Genomic DNA, 26,173 nt, shown 5'->3' on the forward strand with positions numbered 1-26,173 from the left:
TTTCCACGTTGTTACACGTTGGAGGGGCCGCTCTTATGCGGCAGCCTCTTCTTTGGCGGTTTGGGTAGCAGCTTGCTCGGCGGCGGCAACACGGTTGCCCGGCACGCAGGGAGCCAGCACTTTGACATACAGAGCGGTACCAAGCTGGGCGCCAACAATGGGGCCAAGGATCGGAACCCAGAAGTAGGGGTTGTCACGGCCACCGGTCAGGGCAACATCACCCCAGCCAGCAAAGAACGCGAACAGTTTCGGACCAAAGTCACGGGCCGGGTTCATGGCGAAACCGGTTAACGGGCCGAGGGAGGCACCGATCACCGCGATCAGGATCCCGATCAGCAGGGCGGCAGCGAAACCTTTGGGTGCGCCGTTGTTGTTGTCACCCAGCGCCATGATGCCCAGCATCAGGACGGCAGTGATCACCAGCTCAACCGCGAAGGCTTGCATGTTGTTCAGTAGAGGATTGGGGTAGGTGGAGAAGATCCCGGCGGTGCCAAGGCTCTCGACGCTGCCGCGCACCACGTTGTGGGTCACTTCCCACTGGGTGAAAAGGTTACCATACAAGAAGTAGACAAGGGCCGCGAAGCAGAAGGCACCGGCAATCTGGGCGATGATGTAGGGCACTACCTTGCGCTTGTCAAAGCCGGCGAAGGTCATCAGCGCCAGGGTCACGGCCGGGTTCAGGTGGGCACCTGAAATACCGCCGGTCACATAGATGGCGATGGCGACACCCAGACCCCAGGTAATGGAGATTTCCCACTGCCCGAAGTTGGCGCCTGCCAGCACCAGTGCGGCCACACACCCGACGCCGAAGAATATCAGCAGGCCGGTTCCGATAAACTCGGCGATGCATTCGCCAAGCAGGGTATTGGGTCTTTGTATGCTCATATCTTTATTCCTTATATCCACCCGTAGAGGCCATAGAGGTTTAATGTTCCGTTTTTCATTTTTGTGTCTATCCGTTGCGGCCGAAAACGTTTCCTTGTTGTTTTTGCGTCTTGCGCAAACGTTATGCTCGTTTGCGCTCGTTATCGGACGAGAGAGAAAATAAACCTTCCCGCGAAATTCACCATCCCCCTGCCATGGGAAATGTGGACAAGATCCCACTCATTGCTAAGAAAATGTGACGTGTAGCAACTTGATGGCGGCGAGGTACCACTAAGGGGGTGCTCTCTATCCCTTGTCCAGCAAGGGTTTGAGGCAGATGAGTAACTGCTCATTTGGAACTTTTATTTGTAATAAAAATGAAATATTTGAGCATGCATCACAGATTAAATGAGCGCATATGAGCACAATGGGCTCGCTTACGAATCAGTGGACTCACATGGTTCGTCGGAATGGTCAGGGCATCCTCAACCGCCCATAACAACAATAAGGAAGCAGAACATGCTTAGTCTCTTCAGGCCTGCGGCGCACATCGACAGGCTCCCGGCTGACAAGGTCGATCCCTTCTACAAGCGCATGCGTTGGCAGGTGTTTTTCGGGATCTTCTTCGGTTATGCCGGTTACTACCTGGTACGGAAAAACTTCAGTCTGGCGATGCCTTACCTGATCGAGCAGGGATTCTCTCGCGGTGATTTGGGCCTGGCCCTCTCCGGGGTGTCCATTGCTTACGGCTTGTCCAAGTTTCTGATGGGGAACGTCTCTGACCGTTCCAACGCCCGTTACTTCCTCTCTGCCGGTCTGCTGTTGTCGGCCGGTATCATGTTCATGATGGGTACCATGCACTGGGCAACCTCCAGCATCGCCATCATGTTTGTGCTGTTGTTCCTCAACGGTTGGGCACAGGGCATGGGCTGGCCGCCTTGCGGTCGCACCATGGTGCACTGGTGGTCACAGAAAGAGCGTGGCGAAGTGGTTGCGGTCTGGAACGTGGCGCACAACGTGGGTGGCGGCATGATTGGTCCGCTGTTTATCCTCGGGATGGGCTGGTTCAATGATTGGCGCAGTGCCTTCTATGTGCCGGCTGCTGCTGCGGCTGCCATCGCAGTGATCGCCTTCTTCGTGATGCGTGATACCCCGCAATCTGTCGGTCTGCCGCCTATTGAAGAGTACAAGGACGACTATCCGAAGGATTACAACGCGAGCCACGAACAGGAGTTTTCCGCCAAGGAGATCTTCGTCAAGTACGTGCTGCACAACAAACTGCTGTGGTACATCGCCATTGCCAACGCCTTCGTTTACCTCATTCGTTACGGTGTGCTGGACTGGGCGCCGACCTACCTGAAAGAGGCCAAGCACTTCACTGTTGATAACTCCTCCTGGGCTTACTTCCTCTACGAGTGGGCCGGTATTCCGGGCACCCTGCTGTGTGGCTGGATCTCTGACAAGATGTTCCAGGGCCGCCGTGCCCCGGCCGGTATCCTGTTTATGGTACTGGTGACTGTGGCCGTGCTGGTCTACTGGCTCAACCCGGCCGGCAACCCCACTGTGGATATGTTGGCGCTGGTTGCCATCGGCTTCCTGATCTATGGCCCGGTCATGCTGATTGGTCTGTATGCCCTTGAGCTGGCACCGAAGAAAGCAGCCGGTACTGCGGCAGGTTTCACCGGTCTGTTCGGTTATCTGGGGGGCGCTGTGGCAGCCAACGCCATGCTGGGCTATACCGTTGACCATTTCGGCTGGGACGGTGGCTTCATGGTATTGACCGCCTCTTGCGTGGTTTCCATCATCCTGCTCGCGATGACCCTCAAGCACGAGAATATTGCCGTTGCGGCCAAGAAAGCGGCTGCCGGTAAGGCATAAAACGTGATCCTCAGCTTATTGATCCCAAAGGGGATCAGGTAAACTGCCAAAAGGCCCCGCACCTGCCGGGGCCTTTTTTCGTTTCATCATCGGAGTGCAAGCGTGAAGCAAACCCAACGACATCTGGAGATCCTGGACGTCCTGACGCGGCAGGGATTTGTCTCGACCGACGATCTGGTGACCCACTTTGACGTCAGCCCCCAGACCATTCGCCGGGATCTGAACGATCTCGCCGAACAGAACAAGATCCGGCGCCATCATGGCGGTGCCTCCCTGCATTCGAGTACCGTCAATACCGCCTACAGCGCCCGCAAAGTGATGCAACTCAAGGAGAAAGAGCGCATTGCCCGTGAGGTGGCGGCCAATATTCCCGACGGTTCATCGCTCTTTATCGACATTGGCACTACCACAGAAGCCATTGCCCGGGCTCTGCTCGATCACCGGGAATTGCGGGTGGTGACCAACAACCTCAACGTGGCCAGCATTCTGACGGCCAAGGATGACTTCACCGTGATCATCGCCGGTGGCGAGATCCGCAACCGCGATGGCGGCATCGTGGGGGAGGCGACCCGTGACTTTATCGGTCAGTTTCGCATGGACTATGGCGTCATCGGGATTTCGGGCATCGACAACGACGGCTCCCTGCTCGATTTCGATTACCACGAGGTGAAGATCGCCCAGGCCATCATTGCCCACTCCCGTCAGGTGTTTCTGGCTGCCGACCACACCAAGTTTGGTCGTAACGCCATGGTCAATCTGGGTAATCTCAACCAGATCCACGCCCTCTTTACCGATCAGGAGCCACCGGAAAGCCTGACGCGATTGATGGAGCAACACCAGATCGCCTGTCACATCTGCTGAGCGCGGTGTGAACCAGTGCTGTGCCGGTCGCCCGTTCGGGCGGCCTCCTTTTTTTATTGTTTATCTCATTACATCCCTTTCTGGGTATTGCTAAAACCCGTATTCAATCTGGTTTTTTTGGCTATTAACTCACCGATTTCAGCCCGCCACCTGTTGTTCACCTGATGAGCCCTCCTTGTTCCCTCCTTGTTCCCTCCTGCGGGCTGTGGCGATCACACTTTCGTTAAAAAATGTTCGTTTGTTGTATTTTCATGTTCTAAAATGAGCGAAATCAAACATTGCTGTTATAGCAATCATAAAAATGAAAGTAGGTGAACATGAGCGAACATTATGATCTGGTTGTCGTCGGTGGCGGCATCAATGGGGTCGGCATCGCAGCCGATGCGGCAGGACGGGGCCTGAAGGTTGCCCTGTTTGAGGCGCAAGATCTCGCCTCTGCCACCTCGTCCAACTCCAGCAAGCTGATCCACGGTGGTTTGCGCTATCTCGAACATTACGAATTCCGGCTGGTGAAAGAGGCGCTGGCGGAGCGTGAGGTGCTGCTCGGCATGGCCCCCCATATTGCCCGCCCCATGCGTTTTCGGCTGCCGCACCGCCCGCATCTGCGTCCAGCCTGGATGATCCGCGCCGGCCTGTTCCTGTATGACAATCTGGCCAAGCGCGACAAGCTCAAGGGGAGCTGTGGTGTGCGCTTGCTGCCGCAAGATGGCTTGATTGCGGGGATCAACAAGGGGTTTGAATACTCCGACGCCTGGGTCGACGACGCCCGGCTGGTGGTGCTCAATGCCATGATGGCCCGTGACAAGGGTGCCGATGTGCAGACCCGCACCCGCTGTATCAAGGCGGTGCGCGGTTCCAAACACTGGACCCTGACTCTGGAGCGGGAAGGGGGCGAGCAGTTCACCGTCACCTGCCGTGGTCTGGTCAATGCGGCCGGCCCCTGGGTCAAGACCTTCTACGACGAGAGTCTGCAAGAGAAATCCCCCCGTGGCATTCGCCTGATCAAGGGCAGCCACATCATAGTGCCGCGCATCCATGAGCGCGAAGAGGCCTATATCCTGCAAAACGAGGACAACCGCATCGTCTTCGTCATCCCCTATCAGCAGGACTATTCCCTCATCGGCACCACCGATGTGGAGCATCACGGCAGCCCACGGGAAGCGAAGATCAGCGAGGCCGAGATCACCTACCTGTGCAAGGTGGTCAACGCCCACTTCACTCGCCAGATCGCCCCGAAAGATGTGATCTGGACCTATGCCGGGGTGCGTCCACTGTGCGATGACGAGTCAGATTCACCGCAGGCGGTGACTCGCGACTACACCCTTGAACTGTCGGGTGAATCGGACGGCGCACCGCTGCTCTCGGTGTTTGGCGGCAAGCTCACCACCTATCGCAAGCTGGCTCAGGCCGCCTGCAACAAGCTCAAACCCTGGTTTAGCCAGATGGGGGATGACTGGACCGCTGCCAGCCGTCTGCCCGGCGGCGAGTTTGACTGCTCGGTGCGCGAGCTGGCCCGCGCCTTCGCGCTGGAGTTTGACTGGCTCGACGATCGCAGCGCCCTGCGCATTGCCGAAGCCTATGGCGCCCATGCCCGTCTCTGGCTGAAAGAAGATCGCGGTATTCACTTTGGTGGCGGTCTCTACGAGTCGGAAGTGCGTTATCTCATCGAGCGGGAGTGGGCCTGTTCACTGGACGATATCCTGTGGCGCCGCAGCAAGCTGGGGCTGCGCCTGAACGAGTCAGAGCAGCAGATGCTGAACATCTGGCTTGACCAATATCATCACGCCCTGCGCAAGGCGAGCTGATGAGTGACGGTGGGCAGCGCGCTGCTGCCCACCGCTATCCACCGAAAATATGCAATAAACCTCTGATAGAACAATTCCCTACACACAATAATAACGAGCATCACCTATGAAAAAACTCGCCGTTTCCCTCATCGCCTTGAGCCTTGGGGCATCCCTCTCATTACCCGTATTTGCTGCCGATGAAGGCAAGGTGGTGATCGCCCACCGTGGTGCTTCCGGCTACCTGCCCGAGCATACCCTGGAGTCCAAGGCGCTGGCCTATGGCATGGGGGCCGACTATCTGGAGCAGGATCTGGTGATGACCAAGGATGACCAGTTGGTGGTAATGCACGATCACTTCCTCGATGGCATCACCGATGTGGCCGAACGTTTCCCCGGTCGTGCCCGTCCGGACGGCCGTTACTATGTGGTGGATTTCACCCTGGCCGAGGTGCGCTCCCTGCGTATGACCGAGCCGTTCCAACTGGTGGATGGCAAGCAGGTGCCGGTCTATCCGGCCCGCTTCCCGCTCTGGAAGTCGGACTTCAAGATCCACACCTTCCAGCAGGAGATCGAGATGATCCAGGGGCTCAACAAAAGCACCGGCAAGAACATCGGCATCTATCCCGAAATCAAGGCCCCCTGGTTGTTCCGTCACGAGGGCAAGGATATTTCCAAGGCGGTGCTGAAGGTGCTCAAGGAGTACGGCTACACAGGGAAGGATGACAAGGTCTATCTGCAGTGCTTCGATGCCGATGAACTCAAGCGCATCAACAGTGAGCTGATGCCTGCCATGGGCATGGATCTGAAACTGGTGCAGCTAATGGCCGAGACCGACTGGAACGAGACTATGGTCTATGACGCCAAGGGCAAGGCGACCCCCTACAACTACGACTGGATGTTCAAGCCGGGTGCCATGAAAACCATCGCCAGCTATGCCGAAGGGATAGGCCCCTGGAAGCCAATGATCGTTACCGAACCGGGCACTTTGGGCAAACCGGTCTTCACCGGCATGGTAAAAGAGGCCCACGCGGCGGGTCTGAAAGTTCACCCCTATACCTTCCGTCAGGATGAGGGGCAGATCCCGGCCTATGCCAGGGACTTCACCGACCTGCTCAATATTTTCCTTTATCAGGCCGATGTGGACGGGGTGTTCAGTGACTTCCCCGACAAGGCGGTGGCCGTCATCAAGGCCCATGAAGGGGCGGCTAAATAACCGCCAGGCGCCATTTGAATGCAAAGCGAGGCCCATGGGTCTCGCTTTTGTCTTTCATACCGGTTATTGAAGTGTGCGCCTTGTCAGAAAATAGCCAGATCACGTCATGGTGTGCCGGATCTGCATCATTTTACGCACTTTTTACGTAGCAGACCGCTGGCATGAAATCGGCAGAGCGGTTAGTCTAGCGGCGTTGAAGCAACCCCAAGAGGTACAGATGAAAACCGTATTGCGTTTTAGCCTGCTGGGCGCCTTGTTGTTGGGTGGCCATGCCTTCGCCGCCGAGCCGAAAAAATTTGATATCAGCATGTTCCCAGCCGCTGACGTGAATCAGGAACGTGTGGTGATCCGCCTGCCTGAAGTCGAGAAAGAAGCCGACATGATGGTCGAGCTGCAGGTTGGCAAAAAGATGATGGTTGATTGCAACGTCCCCCGTTTTGCGGGCAACCTTGAACAGCACAGCGTGAAAGGCTGGGGCTACAACTACCTGAAACTGGGTAAGATCTCTGATCCCATCAGCACCCTGATGATGTGCCCGGAAAATCAGCAGAAAGAGACCTTCGTCCAGATTTATGGTCAGGGTTTCTTTGTGAACTACAACTCCAAACTGCCGTTCGTGATCTATGTGCCGCAGGAGTATGACGTGCGTTACCGTTTGTGGCGTGCCGACAACCTGGCACAACCGGCCATGATTGAATAAGTGCAGGTGAACCTGAAATGACATTGGCATCGTTGATGTGATAAATAAAGCGCCGTATGGCGCTTTATTTATACCTGAAAATCCAGAAAGTGGCCGTGTCGGATGGCGATGAACTTACATAAGCCTGTTATTTATCAACGATTTTTGTGTGTTCTGCCACAAAATCGGCGCAAGCTATGGGGCAAATGGACTTCGATAAAAGATATTTATTAATATAGTGAGAAAATTGATTTTGCACTCGGCGATGGCCTGATGATACTTGCCCGCAAAGGTCAAACTAACCAGAAAAAGAGCACTATGAGCTTCGAATCAGACAAGCGTTTCAATGACTTCAAACATTTTCCCCGTGGCCTGCGTCGCAGTGGTGAATTCACTGTGGCCGAAGCGGACAGTCTGGAAAAATATGGTTCAGCCATGCTGGCACTCTATCAGGGCACGCAGATCGCCCGTGACGATGTCGAGACGGCTTTCGTCGAGCAGGTCAAATCCGGCGCAGCAGGCACTAATCCCCACGCCAAGGTATGGTTCAAATACCTCAAGGTGATCGGTCCCAAGCGGGTGCATCGCCTCTGTACCGTGGTCGGCGGTGCCAACGAAGAGAGCAGTGGCGGCGCCAGTTTTGATGTCGGTGGCGGCAGTGGCAGTGGCAGTGGCCGCAGCAGTGACGAGTCCATGGATTAATGGATACCGAGCTGCTTCGGACTTTTATCGAGGTCAGCAAGACCCGGCACTTTGGCAGGGCGGCAGAAAATCTCTACCTGACCCAGTCGGCGGTCAGTTTCAGGATCCGCCAGCTCGAGCAGCAATTGGGTGTCAGTCTGTTTGCCCGTCATCGCAACAACATTCGCCTGACCGCTTCCGGCGAGCGTTTGTTGCCTTATGCGGATGCCATCTTGCACACCCTTGGCCGTGCCAAGCAGGATGTGGCGCTCTCGCCAGGGTTCAGCCAGCAGTTGGCCATCGGTGCTCCCGCGGTGTTCTGGGAGCTCGATTTCAACGACTGGCTCAATCACATCTATGCGCTGGCGCCCGGGTTGGCGGTGCGGCTAGAGACAGCCTCTCGCGAACACCTCTGCCGCCAGTTGCTGGAGCGCTCCCTCGATCTGGCCCTGCTCTCCGAGCCCACCAAAATTGACGAGATTGCCCTGCATCCTATTGGTGAGCTGGTGTTCGAGCTGGTGAGCCGTGATCCGGCCGCCACTGCCGATAACCTGATGCAGATGCCTCATATCCACCTCGATTGGGGCACCAGCTTCGAGCCACAGCCGAGTCGCCTGCAGAGTCTGCAAAAGACCCCAGTGCTGCACTCCAGCTCCGCCAGCATGGCATTGCAGTTCGTGCTGGCCAACGGTGGCGCCGCCTATCTGCCCCGGCGGATGGTCAGTCCCTTCCTCGAACAGGGGGCGCTTCATCTGGTTGAGGGTGGCCACGCCTTGAGTCGTCCGCTCTATCTCGCCTATCTGGAAAAATCCGATCGGCGGGAGCTGATTGATCAGTTGCTGACTCTGCCACTGGGTTGGCACGATGCCGAGCTGCGGCTCAATATCGAGTAAGCGTCGCACCGTTATCAAACAAGAGCCCACCACCATGGTGGGCTCTTCTGTTAGGAAACAATTGCAGGGAGCAAGGTCACGTAATTGGCGCGGAAGGCTTGGCGTCATCAGCGGGTAACGGTACCTTTTCAGGCTGTTTATCCGATTGGCTGTTTACAGGGATGGATTGCAATTGATCGACTTTAGTCACCCCGAATGGCGGGCGTTGGCGCAGCAGTTGCTGGAACACGCGCCAGCAGTGATCCGCGGCCGTCAGTGGCAGCCGCTGGTGGGCTTGCTCAGGGACAACCAGCTGCTGCTGGCGGTGGGCCAGCATCGCTATGAGCTGACCCCGGCCGGTCGGCGCTATCTCACCCGCGAGCTGATGCTGGCCGAGATAGCCATCGCCCCCCCTGAGCCCGAGGAGTGGCTGCATGCTCAGGGCTGGCAGCTAGGGGAGCAGGTTAACGAGCGGGTGCTGGCTGCGCTCTATCGCAAGTCAGAGGTGAACTTCTCCCCCAATGAGCAGATCGACTTTGAGGATAAAGGTATTCGGCTCTGTGCCGATCAGCTGTTGCGCTTGCGCGCCGCCCAGCCGTTCAGCCTCTTTTTCAGCGGCGGCACCCTGATCGATGCTGCCCCCTGGCTGCAGGCGCTTGGGGAGGTGGCCCTGCCGGAACGCACTCTGGCGGGCCTTGGCAAGATCCTGTGGGGGGAGGGGAATATCGAGCGGGTGATCACCACCGACAGCGTCGGCGCCTTTGCCGAGCTGCCCGTTGATGCCGGCACCTTGCTGGTGTGGGCCCCGCCATCGGCCCCCCTTGCCCTGCAACAGGTGGTGGCGGCTTTGCCGCCCAATGTGCTGTGGAGTCATCTCACCGCCCTCGACCCTGCCGGGGTGGATCGACTGCAGGCGCTGGCCCAGCGGCTCGGCCGCCCGGCCAGCTGGTGGTTGCCCCGTGATCTGGCACCTATCCTCAGCGCGTATGCCCAACCCTTGACGGATCCTCGGCCTTGGGAACCGAGCCGGATCCCCAAGTCATTGTTAGCAGTTTGTAGCGGTTTGGTTGAGTCCAATGGTGGCTTGTCGGCCGAGGTGTGCGCATTGGCGCCAGCCTGGCATGCAGTTGGTTGAAATTGGCCTGTAAGCGAGCCAAAAAGCGGTTTTCCCCCATTGAACGCGATGATATAAAGAGTTGACGAAGCGCTTGCCATTGGCCGAATCGTGCTTCGCTTGCCAACATGTTCAGTCATCCAACGCACTCAACGGAATACAGGGAATACCATGTTTGAAAAGGTTGTTGCCGCCCCAGCGGATCCGATCCTGGGCCTGACCGAAGCCTTCCGCGCTGACTCTCGCAGCCACAAGATCAATCTGGGGGTCGGGATCTACAAGGATGAGACCGGTGCCACCCCAATCCTTCACTGTGTCAAGAAAGCCGAGCAGAAGCTGCTGACTGACGAGAAGACCAAGAATTACCTCGGTATTGAAGGCAATATCGAATATGGCCGCATCGTGCAGCAACTGCTGTTCGGCCGTGACGCGGCACTGGTTGCCAGCGGTCGTGCCAAAACAGCTCAAGCGCCGGGCGGCACCGGCGCCCTGCGTATCGCCGCCGAATTCGTGGTACGCAATGGTCTGGCCAAGACCATCTGGATCTCCGATCCCACTTGGGCCAACCACGTCAGCGTATTCCAGGCCGCAGGTCTGACCGTCAAGTGGTACAAGTACTACGATGCGGCCACCAAGGCGCTCGACTTCGCCGCCATGCAGGCCTCGCTGGCTGAAGTGCAGCCGGGTGAGCTGGTGCTGCTGCACGGCTGCTGCCACAACCCGACCGGTATTGACCCCACCAGCGATCAGTGGCGCGCACTGGCCAAGCAGAGTGCTGCCGCTGGCTGGCTGCCGCTGTTTGACTTTGCCTATCAGGGTTTTGCCCGTGGTATCGAAGAGGATGCCGAAGGTCTGCGGATCTTCGCCGAGTGCCATGACGAGCTGCTGGTGGCGAGCTCTTTCTCCAAGAACTTCGGCCTCTACAACGAACGGGTCGGTGCCTTCACTCTGGTGAGCGCGACCAAAGAGATCGCCGACGTGGCCTTCACTCAGGTCAAGACCGTTATCCGTGCCAACTACTCCAACCCGCCGTCACACGGTGCCGCTGTGGTCACCGCCGTGGTGAGCGATCCGGCTCTCTATGCCGAATGGGTAGAAGAGGTGGCCGCGATGCGGGTGCGTATTCGCGAGATGCGTGAGCTACTGGTAGAGAAGCTGGCAGCCCTCGGTGTGAGCCAGGATTTCAGCTTTATCCGCGAGCAGAACGGTATGTTCTCCTTCTCTGGTCTCTCCAAGGATCAGGTTGCGCGCCTCAACAGCGAGTTTGCCATCTACATCGTCGGTTCCGGCCGGATCAGCGTGGCCGGTATTACTCGCGCCAATATCGATCCCCTGTGCGAGGCGATCGCCAAGGTGCTGTAACCGCATTGCCTTGTGCTTTGGCACTATGCGGCTCTTTGCGGCACTATGCCATGAACAAGCCCGTCACCTTGGTGACGGGCTTTTTTGATCGCCAAGAGCTGATCGCCAAACAATGGGAAGGATGACTCAGTGGTGGCGGGCGCCTTGCCACAGTTTGCGCAACTGCAGTAGCAGAGCGGTCAGGGCGCCGCCGCTCAGGGCGGTCAACACCGCCAGCAGCAGGCTGCCGAGCAGGAATGGAGGCACCAGGGTCACCGCCTCCTGCTCCAGCCAGTGGAGGGTCCAGCTAAGGTGGAAAGGCTCCGGCGTCTGGTGCAGCACCAGACAACCGGTGCGATAGGCATAGAGATACATAAACGGCAAAGTCAGCGGATTGTTGAACCAGACCGCCAGCAGGGCCAGCGGCAGGTTGAGGCTGAATGCCAGCGCCAGTCCGACGGCGATGAGCGAATGCATCGGGATGGGGATCCAGCAGGCGAAAATCCCGGCCGCTACCGCGCCACTGAGCGCTCGGGAGCCCCCTTGCCACAGCGCGGGTGCCAGCAACCGCTCACCAAACAACGCAAACCATTTTTGCTGGCGCAGGGTGTCGGGGTCTATTTTGAAGCGGGCAAACCAACGACTCAGCATGCGCGGGCCATCTTGCGCTTTTGCCACTGGCGCACCGTGCTGATCCGCCAGAAGGTGCGGATCAGGGTGTAGCCGATGAGGGAACTCAGCAGGGCCAGGATCAGCGATCCCATCAACAGCGGCGGTGCTATCGTCCCCAGCACCGAGACCAGCCAATCCCAGGTGAACTCAATCTCGATCTGCTGCGCTGAATGTCCCAGCAGCTGGCAACCGACCAGATAGGCGCCGTAGAGCAGGGGCGGCATGGTGAAGGGGTTGGAGAGCCAGACCAGCGCCACTGACAGTGGTAAGTTGACCCGAAACAGGATGGCACCCCCGGCGGCCAGCAACATCTGGCAGGGCAGTGGCACCCAGGCCATGAAAAGGCCCACGGCAAATGCCCCTGCGGCAGAGCGTCGATTGAGATGCCAGAGATTGGCGTCGAGCAGCAGTTTACCGAACAGTCGCAAGTGCTTGTGTTCTTTCAGGGTTTGTTGATCGGGCATCCAGCGTTTTATGAGTCGTTTGGGCATATTGAAACCTTGCTAAATACTTATCCCATGGATCTGCGTCTATTGTCGTTTGCCCTGGGGGCAAGCTCCTCACTGCTCTGGCCATGGTTACCTTCACTCGCATGGGGGGGCCTGTTGCTGTCCCTGCTGGTTCCCCTTGCATATTACCGCGCCTGGCGGCTGCTGTTTCTCCTGCTTGGTATCCTCTGGATGCAAGCCAACCTTGCCTATCGGCTGACGTGGTTGAACCAGCTTGGAGAGCAAACAAGCCACATCATAACCGCGCAGCTGCAAAGTGCAGAGCCCGAGGGGGATAAATTTGTCCGGCTGCTGCTGCAGGTGAGCACCCTCGACGAACAACCGCTGACACCTGAGCCCCTGATCCGGGTCAATGCTTATCAGGCACTGCCAGCCATGACAGTGGGCAGCCGGATCACCCTGGTCACCTCGCTGAAACCGGCCCACGGTCTTGCCAACGAGGCGGGGCTGGATGGGCGGCGTCTGCTGCTGGGCAAGGGGATCACAGCGACCGGCAATCTGCGCCGGATGATCGCCATTGAGCCAGTGGCCGCGGGCTGGCGTGAACGCTGGTTGGGATCGGCGACCGAGAGTTGGCGCTCGCTTAACCATGCGCCCTTGCTGGCGGCCCTCACCTTTGGCGAACAGAGTGGTATCACGGATGCCCAGTGGGAGCTGTTTCGTGGCAGCGGTCTGACTCATATCATCGCTATTTCAGGGCAACACATTGCGATGGTGGCGGTGCTCGGGTGGTGGCTGGGGCGCTTGTTTGGCCTGCGTGGCGCCATTGTCACGTCTCTGCTGTTTGCCGCCGTCTATAGCGCACTGGCAGGATTTGCGGTGGCCACTGAGCGGGCCTTGATCATGGTGCTGGTGTGGAGTGTGCTGCGCTGGAGCCGGCGGGAGTGGCCTACCTATCGCATCTGGTTGTGGGCCTTTGTGGTGCTGACCCTCTGGGATCCCTTCGCCCTCTATTCGGCCGGGTTCTGGCTCTCGTTTCTGGCGGTGGCTATTTTGCTGCTGGTGGGATATTTCCACCACAAGCCCGGGCTGTGGCAGATCCAGCTCTGGTTGCTGCTCGGCCTGTTGCCACTGCAGTTGGCGCTATTTGAGGGGATAGCGCCGTTGGCCATGGTGATCAACCTGCTGGCGGTGCCGCTCTTTTGTATTGCCATCATACCGCTGGCGTTGATTGGGGTGCTGCTGGCACCGCTCTCGACCTCACTTGCTTATGGCCTGTTCTGGTTGGCGGATCTGGGGCTGGGGTGGGTGCTGGCCACCTTGAGCTGGCTGGCCGGGCAGTTGCAACTGTGGTGGCCACTGCCCGGCTGGTGGCTGCCGCTCTGTGCCCTGCTGTTGCTGCTCTGGTTCGGTTGGCAGTGGCGCCCCGCACGCTGGCTGTGGTTGCCGGGCGCCCTTGCGCTGGTGTTGGCGTGCTGGCCTGCACCGACCCGCTGGCAACTGCGGGTGCTGGATGTAGGGCAGGGGCTGGCGGTGCTGATCAGCAAGGGCGATCGCGCCATCCTCTATGACACCGGTGATCGCTATCCCGGGGGCTACAACATGGCGGATGCGGTGATCTTGCCCCAGTTGAGCCGTCTGGGCATCAGAGTGATCGATCGTCTCATCATCAGCCACAAAGATCGGGATCATGCCGGTAATCGCAGGCGGCTGCTCAGCGCCATGCCGGTGCGCCATGAGACCTCATCTTATCCCTTCAGCGAGGGAACCACCCTCTGCCAGCGGGGTCAGCAGTGGCACTGGCAGGGGCTCGCGTTTGCGGTGCTCTGGCCCGAACACCCCGGCGGTGGGCGTAACAACGATGGCTGCGTGGTACGGATCAGCGATGGCGAGCGCAGCATATTGCTGAGCGCCGATATCGAACGGCAGGCCGAGCAGCGACTGGTGGCGCTGGAGGGGGAGGGTTTGGCCAGCACCTTGCTGGTGAGCCCCCATCATGGCAGCCGCAGCTCTTCCACCCCACCGTTTGTGGCGGCGGTGGGGGCGCAGGATGTTATCCATAGCGCCGGTTTCAGGAACCAGTGGAACTTTCCCCGTCCTGAGGTGGTGGCTCGTTATCAGGATGCTCGCCAGTGGATCACCGGTCAGCAGGGGGCGATATTGGTTGAACCAATAGCCGAAGGCTTGCGTGTCACGGCCGAGCGTGATGGTGGCCCCTGGTATCGGCGCAGTGGCGACTGGTGGCGACCGAAGCGGTGGTTTGACCAATAAATAGTCACTTTCGGTGTGGATGGCGGTCATATCCAAGGCGGCACTTGGTGGAAACCCAAGCTTTGGCTAGAATGGCGCGTCATTTCCATTACTAACGGCTATTCATGCAACAAGAAACCTCACAAGAGAGCTGGCCAGTATTCAAACGCCTGCTCGGCTATGTCCGGGACCGCAAGCTGGGCCTGGTTGGTGGCATCATCGGGATGCTGGGCTACGCCGCCGTGGATACCACCTTCGTCTACTCCATCAAACCGTTGATCGATCAGGGCCTCAATGGCAATGACAGCAGCGTCTTGAAATGGATGCCTTTCTTCGTTCTCGGCATTGTGGCCCTGCGCGGTTGTGCCGCTTTCCTCTCCAACTATTGCATGGCCTGGGTCGGCAACCATGTGGTGATGCGGCTGCAGCAGCAGGTTTTTAGCCACCTGATGGCGATGCCCATGAGCTTCTTTGACCGCCAGAATACCGGCAACTTGCTCTCCAAAGTGACCTATGACGCGGGCCAGGTATCCTCTGCTGCCAGCTCAACTCTGGTGTCGCTGGTGCGAGAGGGTGCCACAGTGGTGGGTCTGCTGGGGCTGATGTTCTGGCACTCTTGGCAGTTGTCCGTGATCTTCCTGGTGGTGGGCCCTGTGGTGGGGATCCTGATTGGCCTGATCAGCCGACGCTTTCGCCAGATCAGCCGCCATATTCAGCAAGCGGTGGGAGACATCACTACCTCCACCGAGCAGATGCTGAAAGGTCATAAAGAGGTGCTGATGTTTGGTGGCCAGCAGGTGGAAGACAAGCGCTTCTTCACGGTCAGCAACCGGATGCGTCAGCAGACCATGAAGATGGTCGCGGCCGATGCTATCGGCAGTCCTATCGTCCAGATGGTGGCCTCGGTCGCGCTGGCGACATTCCTCTATGTGGCGACCATCGACAGCGTCAAGGCGACCCTGACCGCCGGTACCTTTACCGTCATGGTCACCTCCATGATGATGCTGCTCAAGCCGCTGAAAAGTCTGACTGACGTCAATAACCAGTTCCAGCGCGGTATCACCGCCTGTCAGAGCCTGTTCGGCCTGCTCGATTCCACTCCGGAAGAAGATTCAGGGACCCGTACTCTGGCGCGCGCCCGTGGCGAAATCGAGTTTCGCAACGTCACCTTTAGCTACCCGACCAAAGAGACACCGGCGCTGCACAATGTCAGCTTCAAGGTCGAGGCGGGTAAATCGGTGGCGCTGGTGGGCCGCTCCGGCTCCGGCAAGAGCACCATCGCCAGCCTGTTGACCCGTTTCTACGATATCGAGCAGGGCGAGATCTTGCTCGATGGCATCAACATCCGCGAATACAAGTTGAGCGAGCTGCGCAAGCAGTACGCGCTGGTCTCCCAGCATGTGCACCTGTTCAACGACTCGGTGGCCAATAACATTGCCTATGCCGCCGAAGAGCGCTACAGCCTGGACGAGATCCAGCAGGCTGCCCGCATTGCACATGCCGATGAGTTTGTCCGCAAGATGCCGGAAGGTTACGACACCGTGGTGGGCGAGAACGGGGCATCGCTGTCTGGTGGCCAGCGCCAGCGTATCGCCATCGCCCGCGCCCTGCTGCGCGATGCACCTGTGCTGCTGCTTGATGAGGCGACCTCTGCCCTCGATACCGAGTCAGAGCGCCACATTCAGGCTGCCATCGACGAGCTGTGCAAGGCGCGCACCTCGCTGATGATCGCCCACCGTCTCTCTACCATCGAGAAGGCGGACGAGATCCTGGTGATCGACGAGGGTCATATTGTTGAGCGCGGCAACCATGAAACCTTGATGGCCATGCAGGGCACCTATGCCCAGCTGCGGGCCATCCAGTTTGGGAGCGCTTCACTGGGAACCAAGGCCTAATGCTGCAACAGCTCTGGTACGGCAAAAGTGGCTGGCGCTGGTTGCTGGTCCCCTTTGCCCTGCTGTTCGCCATCATCAGCGGCACCCGCCGCTACGCCTATCGCCACGGCTGGCGCAAGGGGTATCGTTCCTCCTTGCCGGTGATAGTGGTGGGCAATATTTCGGTGGGTGGCAACGGCAAGACCCCGGTAGTGGTCTGGCTGGTGGAGCAACTGCAAGTACGCGGTTTTCGTCCCGGGGTGGTGAGTCGGGGTTATGGTGGCAAGGCGCCCCATTACCCTTATCGGCTGGATGAGACCAGCACCACGGCGCAGGCGGGAGATGAGCCCGTGTTGATCGCCCGACGTTGCGGTTGCCCGGTGGTGGTCGCACCGAAACGGGCCGATGCGGTACGGCTGCTGGAGCAGAGTGGTGAGGTGGATATCATCATCACCGACGACGGCCTGCAGCACTATGCGCTGGCCCGGGACATCGAGCTGGTGGTGGTGGATGGCGCCCGGCGCTTTGGCAATGCCTGCCTGCTGCCGATGGGGCCACTGCGTGAGCCGGTCACCCGTTTAAAGCGGGTTGACGCCATCATCTGCAACGGTGGCGAGCCGGGCAAGGGTGAGTACCCCATGCAACTGGTGGCCGATGCTCCGCGCCGGGTGCGCGACGATGCACCGCTGGCGGTGCCACTGTCAGGCACGGTCGATGCACTGGCAGGTATTGGTCATCCCCCCCGTTTCTTTGCCACGCTGGAGGGATTGGGCTACGCACTGGATCAGCAGGTCGCTTATGGGGATCACCACCCCTTCGATCGCACCGAGCTGGTGGGTCGCTTTGCCGCCAAGCCGCTGCTGATGACCGAAAAGGATGCGGTCAAATGTCGCTCGTTTGCCCTCGATAACTGGTGGTATCTGCCGGTCAGCGCCCAATTGCCGGCCCCCCTGCTCGATACCCTGTTGCAGAAATTGAAATTGGTGAAAGCACCCAATGCGGGTGCCGGGATATAACATATCGGATTGCTCGACATCATAGCTGGCCGGGTTGTGTGGCTGGCTCGACATCGTTGAAGGAGTATCGTTTTGGCATTAGATATCAAGTTGCTCGACATCATCGCCTGCCCGGTCTGCAAGGGTAAGTTGCACTACAACAAAGCCGTTCATGAGCTGGTTTGCCGCTTCGACAAGCTGGCCTATCCGCTGGAAGAGGGGATCCCGGTGCTGTTGGAAAACCGCGCCCGCCTGCTCAATAGCGATGAGCTGCCATCATGAGTTTCGTGGTCGTCATTCCAGCCCGCTATGCGTCAACCCGTTTGCCGGGCAAGCCGCTGGCGGATATCCATGGCAAGCCTATGGTGCAGCATGTAGTTGAAAAAGCGCTGCAATCTGGTGCCGACCGGGTGATTGTCGCCACCGATGATCAGCGGGTCGCGCAGGCGTTGGCGGCGACCGGTGTCGAGGTGTGCATGACCTCACCGGATCACCAGTCCGGCACCGAGCGTCTGGCCGAAGTATGCCGTCACTACGGCTTTGCTGCCGATACCATCATCGTCAACGTGCAGGGGGATGAACCGCTTATTCCGCCCGCCATCATTCGTCAGGTGGCCGACAATCTGGCTGCTGCCACGGCGCCGATGGCCACCTTGTCTGTGCCGATCAAGGATGCCGAAGAGGCGTTCAATCCCAATGCGGTCAAGGTAGTGACTGACAAGGATGGCTACGCCCTCTATTTCAGCCGCGCCAGCATTCCCTGGGATCGGGACCGATTTGCCAAGAGTCACGAGCAGATTGGCGGCCACTATCAGCGCCACATCGGCATCTACGCCTATCGCGCCGGATTCATCCAGCGTTATGTGGACTGGACACCGAGTGTGTTGGAGCAGGTCGAGGCGCTGGAGCAGCTGCGGGTGCTCTGGTATGGCGAGAAGATCCACGTCGCCCAGGCCCTTGAAGCCCCGCCGGTCGGGGTAGATACCCAGGCCGATCTGGAGAAGGTACGCGCATTGTTGGCCAAGTGATGGCAACGACGTGCAGATAAGGAACAACGGTGTCGCCAGACACCGTTTTTTGTTTTTAATATTTATATAATTATTTGATTTTAAACATCAATAACGGGTTTTCTCAAACTTTTGGCGGACATGGTTTGCCAATGCGACGAGTTTGGTTATGATGCAAGACGCCCTGTTAACCCTAACCGGGCGGCAAAAACGAGATAAAAACGGGGTGTTTGGGTGATAAATGTATTCCTGGTCGATGATCATGAGCTGGTGCGTACAGGGATAAGACGCATTCTTGAAGACGTGCGCGGGATCAAGGTGGTGGGCGAGGCACAGAGCGGGGAAACCGCCGTTGCATTTTGTCGCCAACACCATCCGGATGTGATCCTGATGGACATGAACATGCCGGGCATTGGTGGTCTGGAGGCGACCCGCAAAATTCTGCGGATCCGCCCCGATGTACGCATCATTGTGCTGACCATTCACTGCGAAAATCCGTTCCCTACCAAGGTGATGCAGGCGGGTGCTGCGGGTTACCTGACCAAGGGCGCGGCTCCTGACGAGATGATCCAGGCGATCCGGCTGGTGCACTCCGGTCAGCGTTACATCTCCCCGGAGATCGCCCAGCAGATGGCCCTGAGCCAGTTTGCCTCGGCGGATGAGAATCCCTTCAAGTCCCTCTCCGAGCGCGAGCTGCAGATCATGATGATGATCACCAAGGGACAGAAGGTGACCGATATCTCCGAGCAGCTCAACCTGAGCCCGAAGACGGTCAACAGCTACCGCTATCGCCTGTTCAGCAAGCTGGACATCAGCGGTGACGTGGAGCTGACTCATCTGGCCATTCGCTATGGCATGCTGGATGCCGACACCCTCTAACCGGGTGGAGTGAGGTCTCAAAGGCGGCGGGTGCCGCCTTTTTGCTTTTCTGCCCCTTTGCTTTTCAGGCTGCAGGGGCAGTATGCTCTGCCCGTCTTTTTGCCTTTGTGTGAGCCGAGTAGCTGATGACCCTCTCTCCCGATCCCCTCTTCGACAGCAAAGCGTTTCTGAGCGCCGTGACCCATCAGAGTGGCGTCTACCGCATGTATGACAGCGGTGGCACCGTTATCTATGTGGGCAAGGCCAAGGATCTGAAAAAGCGGCTTGCCTCCTACTTTCGTACCAACGTCGACAGCATCAAGACCCGTACCCTGGTGCGCCAGATCGCCGATATCCAGGTCACCGTCACCCATACCGAGACCGAGGCGCTGATCCTCGAGCACAACCTGATCAAGCAGTACCAGCCCCGCTACAACGTGCTGCTGCGGGATGATAAATCCTACCCCTGGATCATCATCACCGCGCATCTGCATCCGCGCATCGGCGTCCATCGTGGGGCCCGCAAGGTGAAGGGGGAGTATTTCGGCCCGTATCCTTCCGGCGGCGCGGTGCGCGAGAGCCTGCACCTGATGCAGAAGATCTTTCCGGTGCGCCAGTGCGAGGATGCGGTCTACGCCAACCGCAGCCGTCCCTGCCTGCTCTATCAGCTCAAGCGCTGCGCCGGCCCCTGCGTGGCAGGGCTGGTGAGTGAAGCTGAATATGCCCAGCAGGTGGAGTTGGCCAAGCTGTTTCTGGCGGGCAAGAACCAGCAGGTGATTGGCGAGTTGGTGGGCAAGATGGAGTCCGCCAGCGGCGATCTGCGCTTTGAAGAGGCGGCCCGCTATCGGGATCAGATCCAGGCGCTACGCCGCGTCACCGAGCAGCAGTCGGTGAGCGGCAACGTGCTGGACGAGCTGGATGTGGTGGGTGTCGCCTTCGAGCAAGGGGCCGCCTGCATCCACGTACTGTTTATCCGGCAGGGCAAGGTGCTCGGTTCGCGCAGCTACTTCCCGAAAGTGCCGGCCGATACTCCGCAGGACGAGGTGGTGCAATCCTTCTTGCTGCAGTTCTATTTGTCGGGGCAGGGGGGTCGGCAGATCCCCAGTGAAGTGCTGCTCGATGTAGCCCTCGAGGATGAGAGCGTCATCGCCGAGACCCTGAGCCAGACCGCTGGCTACAAGGTGCGGGTGGTCAGCCGCACCCGCGCTGAGCGGGCTCGTTTTATCAAGCTCGCCTCCATCAACGCCGAGACCGCGCTGCGCTCCCGTCTGGCCCACAAGAGCACCCTCATCGCCCGCTACGACCAGCTGGAGGAGCTGTTGGAGCTGGAGCGTCCCATCGCCCGCATGGAGTGTTTCGATATCTCCCACACCATGGGGGAGCGCACGGTGGCCTCTTGCGTGGTGTTCAACCGCGAGGGGCCGCTCAGCTCCGAGTATCGTCGTTTCAATATCGACGGCATCACCGGTGGCGATGACTACGCGGCCATGGAGCAGGTGCTGGAGCGCCGTTTTGGCAAGCTGCAGGAGCCGGATAAGGTGCCGGACGTGCTGTTTATCGATGGCGGCCTTGGCCAATTGCGCCGCGCCGAAGAGATCCTGGCGCGCCAGCTGGAATTCCTGGGTGGCAAATACCCGCTGTTGGTAGGGATCGCCAAGGGGGTGACCCGCAAGGCGGGACTGGAGACGCTGATCATGGGGGAGAGCCACGAAGAGCTGCACTTGCCGGCAGATATGCCCGCTTTGCACCTTATTCAGCATATTCGCGATGAATCCCACCGTTTTGCCATTACCGGTCACCGGGCGCGGCGTGCCAAGGCCCGCACCAGCAGCAGTCTGGAGGATATCCCCGGGGTAGGCCCGAAGCGGCGTCAGGCGCTGCTCAAATACCTTGGCGGCCTGCAGGAGGTGAAAAAGGCGAGCGTGGACGAGTTGGCCAAGGTGCCCGGTATCAGTCAGGAGCTGGCTCAGACCATCCACGATGGCTTGCACAGTGCCTGACCCTCTGTTGGCCCCTCGTTGGCGCCAGAGGAGATCGCTAACTCCTTGATGCACAAGAGCCGTGACGCGGGGGGGCCGTAAATGCCATAATGGCCCCGCATCTTGAGAAGATTGATGGATTAACAAGACCGAGACGAGCGCCAGTGCGATTGCATCGCAAATCGGCTTTGGCGCACTGTGTAGCGACGTACAAGAAGTGGCTGAAAATAATGACAAACATACCTAACCTGTTGACGTTTTTCCGGATTTTGCTCATTCCCGTCTTCGTCATCCTGTTTTATCTGCCTTATCAGTGGTCCTATCTGGCGGCCGCCCTCGTCTTTATCTTGGCCGCTGCCACCGACTGGTTTGATGGCTACCTTGCACGCAAGCTGAACCAGTCCACCGCCTTTGGTGCCTTCCTTGACCCGGTTGCTGACAAGATCATGGTCGCCGCCGCGCTGGTGGTCATCGTCGAACACTACAACACCATCTGGGTCACCATCCCCGCCATGACCATGATTGGCCGCGAGATCATCATCTCTGCCCTGCGCGAATGGATGGCCGAGCTGGGCAAACGCTCCTCGGTGGCGGTCAGCTGGATTGGCAAGTGGAAGACCATGATCCAGATGGTGTCGCTCACCGGCCTTATCTGGCAATACAATGTCTGGATGGTGTGGCTCGCCTATGTGATGCTCTATGTCGCCACCGTGCTCACTTTCTGGTCGATGTTCCAGTACATGAAGGCCGCCTGGGGCGATTTGACCCACCACGCCAAGCTGTGAGTCACCGGTGCCACAAGGTGAGGTTTCCGCTGATTTGAAGCAGGAAACGGCCAAAGGCGCTAAAACTGTTCAAAAAGGGCAAAAAATGCCCGAACGATCAGGTAATTAAATATTTCTGGTTGACTGGGCGAGGAACATCGCTAGAATGCGTCCTCGTAGTCAGGCAGTCAGCCAGACCAATGCGGGAATAGCTCAGTTGGTAGAGCACGACCTTGCCAAGGTCGGGGTCGCGAGTTCGAGTCTCGTTTCCCGCTCCAAATTCAGACAATAGAGAGCCAACTCTCTTTTGCATGGCGCGTTAGCAAAGCGGTTATGCAGCGGATTGCAAATCCGTTTAGTCCGGTTCGACTCCGGAACGTGCCTCCATATTGACAAGCCCGCCACGCGGACTTGATACCGATTGCGGTGCCCGAGTGGTGAAATCGGTAGACACAAGGGATTTAAAATCCCTCGACGTTCGCGTCGTGCCGGTTCGATTCCGGCCTCGGGCACCAGTTATTAAGTAAAGCAATCAAAGAGTTACAAAGGCCACTAGAGATAGTGGCCTTTTTCTTTTTCCTCAGAGTCCACATTTGATCCACACAGGTTTAGTCCGGTAGAGCCTCCGGCTTTTACTTGCCAGCTCAGTATCAGGCTTGCCCAGCCCATGACTCAGTGAAATACAGGTCAAGTACCAGGGATACCGCGGTCAGTTTGAATTCTTCCTTGTCACGTTGCAGCTTGCTCATAATACCCCCTGAATGACCTCAGTTTTAGGCTCTTGAGGTGTCTGGGAAAGTGGGGCGATTCACGTCGATATCTTGGGCGTTTTTATCCCAATAGTGACAGATGGATTCGGTCTGTTAGAAAGGGCGAGATCGTTCAGATCTCGCCCTTGTTTATCAATAGACCCGTCATCTCTGTCTTATCGGGTCAGGATCCCTGCTCCGGGCGGGCGTCCGGGATCAGCGGATCGACTTTGCGGCGGCGCAGCAGGCGTACCAGCGGGGGCAGGATGATCACTGCAATGGCCAGTACTAGCAGGGTCTGGCTGATGCCGCTGCTCCACAGGATGGCGGTGTCACCATTGCTGATAGAGAGGGCGCGGCGCAGGTTCTGCTCCAGCATTTCACCTAGCACAAAGCCCAGAATGAGCGGTGACATGGGGAAGTGCATCTTGCGCAGCAGGTAGCCAAAGACCCCGAGGCCCACCATCAGCAGCAGGTCGAAGGTGGTGCTGTGCACTGCATAGACCCCCACTGCCGAGACACTGGCGATGGCGGGCACCAAAAACCAGAGTGGGATGGAGAGCATGCGGGTGAAAATGCCCACCATGGGGATGTTCATCACCAGCAGCATGACGTTGGCCACCAGGAGGGCGGCGATCAGTCCCCACACCACATCGGGCTGTTCGGTGAACATGGTGGGGCCCGGGGTGATGTTGTAGAGGGTCAGCGCCCCCATCATCACCGCCGTGGTGCCCGAACCCGGCACCCCCAGGGTCAGCATGGGGATAAAGGAGCCGCAGGCCGACGCGTTGTTGGCCGCCTCCGGTGCGGCCACGCCGCGAATGTCCCCCTCGCCGAATTTGGCATTGGGCCCCGCCAGGCGCTTCTCGGTCATATAGGTGATGGCACTGGCGATGGTGGCACCGGCGCCGGGCAGAATGCCGACGAAGAAGCCGATGGTGGAGGAGCGCAACATGGTGCCGGTGCAATGGACCAGCTCCTTGAAGTTGAACAGCATCCGCCCGGTGGTGCGCACCAGCTTGCCGCCGCCACTGGTGTGCTCCAGCATCAGCAGGATTTCGCTCACCGAGAAGAGGCCGATCACCACCACGATAAACTGCACCCCGTCCGAGAGGTGAACGCTGTCGAAGGTGAAGCGATAGACGCCGGTGTTGGCATCCACCCCGACGGTGGCGAGCCCCAGCCCAATCAGTGCCGCCATAAAGGACTTGAGCGGATTCTGGCTCATCATGCTGCCGAGGCAGGCGATGGCGAACACCATCAGGGCGAAATACTCCGCTGGGCCGAAGGCGAGGGACCAGCGCGCCAGCGCCGGGGCGAACAGGATGATCCCCCCGATGGCGAGCATGGAGCCGACAAAGGAGCTGACCGCCGAGATGGAGAGGGCCACCCCCGCCTTGCCCTGCTGGGCCATGGGGTAGCCATCCAGCGCGGTCATGATGGCGGCGGCATCCCCCGGCACGTTGAGCAGGATCGAGGAGATCCGCCCGCCATACTCGCAACCGATATAGACGGTAGCGAGCAGAATGAGCGCCGATTCGGGGGGGAGCTTGAGGGCAAAGGCCAGCGGCAACAGGATAGCGACCCCGTTGATGGGGCCAAGGCCCGGCAGCAGGCCGACCACGGTGCCGACAAAGCAGCCGATCAGGGCGATCACCAGATTCTCCGGGGTGAGTGCCACCGCAAAGCCCTGGGATAGGTACATCCAGGTATCCATATTGACTCCTTAAGAGAACCAGACGCCGAGGGGCAGGGTGACATCCAGCAGCCGGTCGAAGGCGAGATAGAGCACCAGCCCGCCGACGACGCCGGAGAGCAGGGCGGCTTTGGCAGAGGCGCCAAACAGGCGCCCCAGCACAAAGGTGAGCAGGGTGGTGGCCAGGGGAAAGCCCAGCCACTCGAAGCTGGCACCGTACCCGGCCAGCGCCACCACCATAATGGCGAGGTGGCGCAGGGTACGCAGCGGCGGCCAGGTGACGGTGTCCGGCTGGCGGCGCAGCAGCAACAGGGCGCACAGCGCCATCAGGCCGATGATGCTGAGCGGGAAGGGGCGCGGCCCCAGCGGCTCATAGCTGTATTCGCTCTGGATCTGCCAGGCGATGGCGGCGCCTGCCAGACAGAGCAGCAGCCAGATGGCGGCAAAGATGCGATCGCTCATGGCTGCGGCTCCTATTTGGCCAGACCGAAGGCTTTGGCCTGCTCGCGATATTGCGCTACCTGCTCCTTGACGTAGCTGTCGAGCGCATCCCCAGTGAGGTCAAACTCGAACAGGCCGCGCAGGTCTCGCTGCGCCTTGAAGGTGTCGGTTTTCACCAGCTGGTCGAAGGTCTGCTTCCACCACTGGTATTCGCTGTCGCTCACCTTGGGGCCGACATAGAAGCCACGGATCACCGGCCACACCAGGTCATAACCCTGCTCCTTGGCGGTGGGGATGGTGGCCAGCTTGCCGGGTAGCCGCTCGGCAGAGAACACCGCCAGCACCCGCAGCTTGTCGCCGCCGATATAGGGCACCATCTCGCTCAGATCGCCGGAGACCGCCTGCACATGGTTGCCGAGCAGCGCAGTAACCGGCTCGCCACCCCCTTCAAAGGCGACGTAGCGCATCTTATGGGGGTCAACCCCGGCCTGCTTGGCCAGCAGCGCCGTCTTCATCCAGTCCTGACTGCCGATGGAGGCGCCCGCCCCGATCACCACGCTGTTGGGATCGCGCTCCATGGCGCTCACCAGCTCCTTGAGGTTCTGATAGGGGGAATCGTGGCGCACCGCGATCATGCCGTAATCGGTGCCCACCGCCGCCAGCCAGCGCACATCGTCCACCCCGTAACGGCCAAATTTGCCCTGGGAGAGGTTGAGCAGGGAGCCGCCGGAGAAGGCGACCACGGTACCCGCCTCGGCAGGACGCTGGGCCACGATGGCGTTGTAGGCAACGGCGCCGACCCCGCCCGGCATATAGGTGACCCGCATCGGTTTGTCGATGGTGCCGGTCTCCTGCAGGCTCACCTGCAGCAGCTTGCAGGTGAGATCGAAACCACCGCCCGGTTTGGCCGGGGCGATGCATTCGGTACGGTTCGGGGTCGCGGCACTCTCGGCCGCCTGCAGCGGCAGGGTGCCGAGCAGGGTCAGCAGGGCGAGGGCATGACGTGTGCGTTGCTTCATGGTTGTGTGCTCCATCTTGTCGTTGTTTTTTCTTGGTGTGACTCCGTCGATAGACGAAGTGATGCGCAATTGTTAAAACAACAACCTTTCATTCACCTTTCAATCGCTGACCAAGAGGCGGGAGTGTGAC

23 protein-coding genes and 3 tRNA genes are annotated in these 26,173 nt (G+C 59.1%); 20 read left to right on the plus strand and 6 right to left on the minus strand.

What is annotated here, in order from left to right; genetic code table 11:
* Positions 1 to 33 precede the first annotated feature (33 nt).
* Positions 34 to 885, minus strand: coding sequence for an MIP/aquaporin family protein (locus BN1135_RS03555; RefSeq protein WP_042018913.1), 852 nt, complete (start codon positions 883 to 885; stop codon positions 34 to 36).
* 498 nt (positions 886 to 1,383) lie between these two features.
* On the opposite strand from BN1135_RS03555, the gene glpT reads away from it, so the two are divergent.
* The 9 genes from glpT to BN1135_RS03600 all read left to right on the plus strand — a co-directional run bounded on the left by glpT (position 1,384) and on the right by BN1135_RS03600 (position 11,311).
* Positions 1,384 to 2,742 (plus strand): glycerol-3-phosphate transporter, encoded by a 1,359-nt coding sequence (gene glpT / locus BN1135_RS03560; RefSeq protein WP_042018914.1) that lies wholly within the window; start codon positions 1,384 to 1,386, stop codon positions 2,740 to 2,742.
* A 102-nt stretch (positions 2,743 to 2,844) separates the two neighbouring features.
* The gene (locus BN1135_RS03565) at positions 2,845 to 3,603 is read left to right on the plus strand and encodes a DeoR/GlpR family transcriptional regulator (protein WP_042018915.1); all 759 of its coding nucleotides are present in this window, start codon (positions 2,845 to 2,847) and stop codon (positions 3,601 to 3,603) included.
* A 317-nt stretch (positions 3,604 to 3,920) separates the two neighbouring features.
* The gene (gene glpD / locus BN1135_RS03570) at positions 3,921 to 5,408 is read left to right on the plus strand and encodes a glycerol-3-phosphate dehydrogenase (protein WP_042018916.1); all 1,488 of its coding nucleotides are present in this window, start codon (positions 3,921 to 3,923) and stop codon (positions 5,406 to 5,408) included.
* Positions 5,409 to 5,514: 106 nt separating this feature from the next.
* Positions 5,515 to 6,603, plus strand: coding sequence for a glycerophosphodiester phosphodiesterase (gene glpQ / locus BN1135_RS03575; RefSeq protein ID WP_042018917.1), 1,089 nt, complete (start codon positions 5,515 to 5,517; stop codon positions 6,601 to 6,603).
* A gap of 217 nt (positions 6,604 to 6,820) precedes the next feature.
* Positions 6,821 to 7,303, plus strand: coding sequence for a serine protease inhibitor ecotin (eco, locus tag BN1135_RS03580; protein ID WP_042018918.1), 483 nt, complete (start codon positions 6,821 to 6,823; stop codon positions 7,301 to 7,303).
* A 297-nt stretch (positions 7,304 to 7,600) separates the two neighbouring features.
* Positions 7,601 to 7,984 carry a MaoP family protein gene (locus tag BN1135_RS03585; RefSeq protein ID WP_042018919.1) on the plus strand — a complete coding sequence of 128 codons (384 nt, stop codon included), beginning with the start codon at positions 7,601 to 7,603 and terminating at the stop codon, positions 7,982 to 7,984.
* Positions 7,984 to 8,856, plus strand: a complete 873-nt coding sequence (hdfR, locus tag BN1135_RS03590; protein WP_042018920.1) for an HTH-type transcriptional regulator HdfR — start codon at positions 7,984 to 7,986, stop codon at positions 8,854 to 8,856. The genes BN1135_RS03585 and hdfR overlap by 1 nt, the downstream gene beginning before the upstream one ends.
* Positions 8,857 to 9,028: 172 nt before the next feature.
* The gene (locus BN1135_RS03595) at positions 9,029 to 9,970 is read left to right on the plus strand and encodes a hypothetical protein (protein WP_042018921.1); all 942 of its coding nucleotides are present in this window, start codon (positions 9,029 to 9,031) and stop codon (positions 9,968 to 9,970) included.
* A 150-nt stretch (positions 9,971 to 10,120) separates the two neighbouring features.
* Positions 10,121 to 11,311 (plus strand): amino acid aminotransferase, encoded by a 1,191-nt coding sequence (locus BN1135_RS03600; RefSeq protein WP_042018922.1) that lies wholly within the window; start codon positions 10,121 to 10,123, stop codon positions 11,309 to 11,311.
* 126 nt (positions 11,312 to 11,437) lie between these two features.
* Here BN1135_RS03600 and BN1135_RS03605 read toward each other — a convergent pair whose 3' ends face one another.
* Together BN1135_RS03605 and BN1135_RS03610 are read right to left on the minus strand one after the other, a co-directional pair.
* Positions 11,438 to 11,941 (minus strand): DUF2062 domain-containing protein, encoded by a 504-nt coding sequence (locus tag BN1135_RS03605; RefSeq protein ID WP_042018923.1) that lies wholly within the window; start codon positions 11,939 to 11,941, stop codon positions 11,438 to 11,440.
* Entirely contained in the window at positions 11,935 to 12,453 is a 519-nt protein-coding gene (locus BN1135_RS03610) for a DUF2062 domain-containing protein (RefSeq protein WP_042018924.1), read from the minus strand. The genes BN1135_RS03605 and BN1135_RS03610 overlap by 7 nt, the downstream gene beginning before the upstream one ends.
* 27 nt (positions 12,454 to 12,480) lie before the next feature.
* Here BN1135_RS03610 and BN1135_RS03615 point away from each other — a divergent pair, with 27 nt between their 5' ends.
* The 11 genes from BN1135_RS03615 to BN1135_RS03665 all read left to right on the plus strand — a co-directional run bounded on the left by BN1135_RS03615 (position 12,481) and on the right by BN1135_RS03665 (position 22,653).
* On the plus strand, positions 12,481 to 14,682 hold the full coding sequence (locus BN1135_RS03615; RefSeq protein WP_042018925.1) for a DNA internalization-related competence protein ComEC/Rec2: 2,202 nt from the start codon (positions 12,481 to 12,483) through the stop codon (positions 14,680 to 14,682).
* Between the two features lie 104 nt (positions 14,683 to 14,786).
* Positions 14,787 to 16,556, plus strand: a complete 1,770-nt coding sequence (gene msbA, locus BN1135_RS03620) for a lipid A ABC transporter ATP-binding protein/permease MsbA (protein ID WP_042018926.1) — start codon at positions 14,787 to 14,789, stop codon at positions 16,554 to 16,556.
* Positions 16,556 to 17,551, plus strand: a complete 996-nt coding sequence (gene lpxK / locus BN1135_RS03625; RefSeq protein WP_042018927.1) for a tetraacyldisaccharide 4'-kinase — start codon at positions 16,556 to 16,558, stop codon at positions 17,549 to 17,551. Before msbA ends, lpxK begins: the two co-directional genes overlap by 1 nt.
* Before the next feature lie 72 nt (positions 17,552 to 17,623).
* The gene (locus BN1135_RS03630; protein WP_042018929.1) at positions 17,624 to 17,812 is read left to right on the plus strand and encodes a Trm112 family protein; all 189 of its coding nucleotides are present in this window, start codon (positions 17,624 to 17,626) and stop codon (positions 17,810 to 17,812) included.
* Entirely contained in the window at positions 17,809 to 18,558 is a 750-nt protein-coding gene (gene kdsB, locus BN1135_RS03635) for a 3-deoxy-manno-octulosonate cytidylyltransferase (protein WP_042018931.1), read from the plus strand. The genes BN1135_RS03630 and kdsB overlap by 4 nt, the downstream gene beginning before the upstream one ends.
* 213 nt (positions 18,559 to 18,771) lie before the next feature.
* Positions 18,772 to 19,416, plus strand: coding sequence for a UvrY/SirA/GacA family response regulator transcription factor (uvrY, locus tag BN1135_RS03640; RefSeq protein WP_042018933.1), 645 nt, complete (start codon positions 18,772 to 18,774; stop codon positions 19,414 to 19,416).
* A 125-nt stretch (positions 19,417 to 19,541) separates the two neighbouring features.
* On the plus strand, positions 19,542 to 21,395 hold the full coding sequence (gene uvrC / locus BN1135_RS03645) for an excinuclease ABC subunit UvrC (RefSeq protein ID WP_042018934.1): 1,854 nt from the start codon (positions 19,542 to 19,544) through the stop codon (positions 21,393 to 21,395).
* 209 nt (positions 21,396 to 21,604) lie between these two features.
* Positions 21,605 to 22,159: a CDP-diacylglycerol--glycerol-3-phosphate 3-phosphatidyltransferase gene (pgsA, locus tag BN1135_RS03650; protein ID WP_042018936.1), complete on the plus strand. Its 555-nt coding sequence runs from the start codon at positions 21,605 to 21,607 to the stop codon at positions 22,157 to 22,159.
* A gap of 181 nt (positions 22,160 to 22,340) precedes the next feature.
* A tRNA-Gly gene (locus BN1135_RS03655) sits at positions 22,341 to 22,416 on the plus strand.
* 35 nt (positions 22,417 to 22,451) lie between these two features.
* A tRNA-Cys gene (locus tag BN1135_RS03660) sits at positions 22,452 to 22,525 on the plus strand.
* Between the two features lie 41 nt (positions 22,526 to 22,566).
* Positions 22,567 to 22,653: transfer RNA gene (locus BN1135_RS03665), tRNA-Leu, on the plus strand.
* Positions 22,654 to 23,071: 418 nt separating this feature from the next.
* On the opposite strand, the gene BN1135_RS03670 is transcribed toward BN1135_RS03665, so the two are convergent.
* The 3 genes from BN1135_RS03670 to BN1135_RS03680 are packed head-to-tail and all read right to left on the minus strand — an operon-like array spanning position 23,072 to position 26,043.
* Complete coding sequence (locus BN1135_RS03670; RefSeq protein WP_042018938.1) at positions 23,072 to 24,604, minus strand: tripartite tricarboxylate transporter permease; 1,533 nt, start codon at positions 24,602 to 24,604, stop codon at positions 23,072 to 23,074.
* Between the two features lie 9 nt (positions 24,605 to 24,613).
* A complete protein-coding gene (locus tag BN1135_RS03675; RefSeq protein WP_042018939.1) occupies positions 24,614 to 25,045 on the minus strand; it encodes a tripartite tricarboxylate transporter TctB family protein in 432 nt (143 codons plus the stop codon).
* Between the two features lie 11 nt (positions 25,046 to 25,056).
* On the minus strand, positions 25,057 to 26,043 hold the full coding sequence (locus BN1135_RS03680) for a Bug family tripartite tricarboxylate transporter substrate binding protein (RefSeq protein ID WP_042018940.1): 987 nt from the start codon (positions 26,041 to 26,043) through the stop codon (positions 25,057 to 25,059).
* Positions 26,044 to 26,173: the final 130 nt, after the last annotated feature.

It is taken from the genome of Aeromonas sobria (assembly GCF_000820145.1).
Classification (GTDB): Bacteria; Pseudomonadota; Gammaproteobacteria; order Enterobacterales; family Aeromonadaceae; genus Aeromonas; species Aeromonas sobria.

Coding starts and splice junctions, on each gene's coding strand:
- BN1135_RS03675 (WP_042018939.1), bottom strand. CDS start 25,045: ATGAGCGATCGCATCTTTGCCGCCATCTGGCTGCTGCTCTGTCTGGCA.
- glpD (WP_042018916.1), top strand. CDS start 3,921: ATGAGCGAACATTATGATCTGGTTGTCGTCGGTGGCGGCATCAATGGG.
- hdfR (WP_042018920.1), top strand. CDS start 7,984: ATGGATACCGAGCTGCTTCGGACTTTTATCGAGGTCAGCAAGACCCGG.
- lpxK (WP_042018927.1), top strand. CDS start 16,556: ATGCTGCAACAGCTCTGGTACGGCAAAAGTGGCTGGCGCTGGTTGCTG.
- BN1135_RS03615 (WP_042018925.1), top strand. CDS start 12,481: ATGGATCTGCGTCTATTGTCGTTTGCCCTGGGGGCAAGCTCCTCACTG.
- pgsA (WP_042018936.1), top strand. CDS start 21,605: ATGACAAACATACCTAACCTGTTGACGTTTTTCCGGATTTTGCTCATT.
- BN1135_RS03610 (WP_042018924.1), bottom strand. CDS start 12,453: ATGCCCAAACGACTCATAAAACGCTGGATGCCCGATCAACAAACCCTG.
- BN1135_RS03680 (WP_042018940.1), bottom strand. CDS start 26,043: ATGAAGCAACGCACACGTCATGCCCTCGCCCTGCTGACCCTGCTCGGC.
- eco (WP_042018918.1), top strand. CDS start 6,821: ATGAAAACCGTATTGCGTTTTAGCCTGCTGGGCGCCTTGTTGTTGGGT.
- msbA (WP_042018926.1), top strand. CDS start 14,787: ATGCAACAAGAAACCTCACAAGAGAGCTGGCCAGTATTCAAACGCCTG.
- glpT (WP_042018914.1), top strand. CDS start 1,384: ATGCTTAGTCTCTTCAGGCCTGCGGCGCACATCGACAGGCTCCCGGCT.
- uvrC (WP_042018934.1), top strand. CDS start 19,542: ATGACCCTCTCTCCCGATCCCCTCTTCGACAGCAAAGCGTTTCTGAGC.
- BN1135_RS03600 (WP_042018922.1), top strand. CDS start 10,121: ATGTTTGAAAAGGTTGTTGCCGCCCCAGCGGATCCGATCCTGGGCCTG.
- glpQ (WP_042018917.1), top strand. CDS start 5,515: ATGAAAAAACTCGCCGTTTCCCTCATCGCCTTGAGCCTTGGGGCATCC.
- BN1135_RS03670 (WP_042018938.1), bottom strand. CDS start 24,604: ATGGATACCTGGATGTACCTATCCCAGGGCTTTGCGGTGGCACTCACC.
- BN1135_RS03585 (WP_042018919.1), top strand. CDS start 7,601: ATGAGCTTCGAATCAGACAAGCGTTTCAATGACTTCAAACATTTTCCC.
- BN1135_RS03555 (WP_042018913.1), bottom strand. CDS start 885: ATGAGCATACAAAGACCCAATACCCTGCTTGGCGAATGCATCGCCGAG.
- BN1135_RS03605 (WP_042018923.1), bottom strand. CDS start 11,941: ATGCTGAGTCGTTGGTTTGCCCGCTTCAAAATAGACCCCGACACCCTG.
- kdsB (WP_042018931.1), top strand. CDS start 17,809: ATGAGTTTCGTGGTCGTCATTCCAGCCCGCTATGCGTCAACCCGTTTG.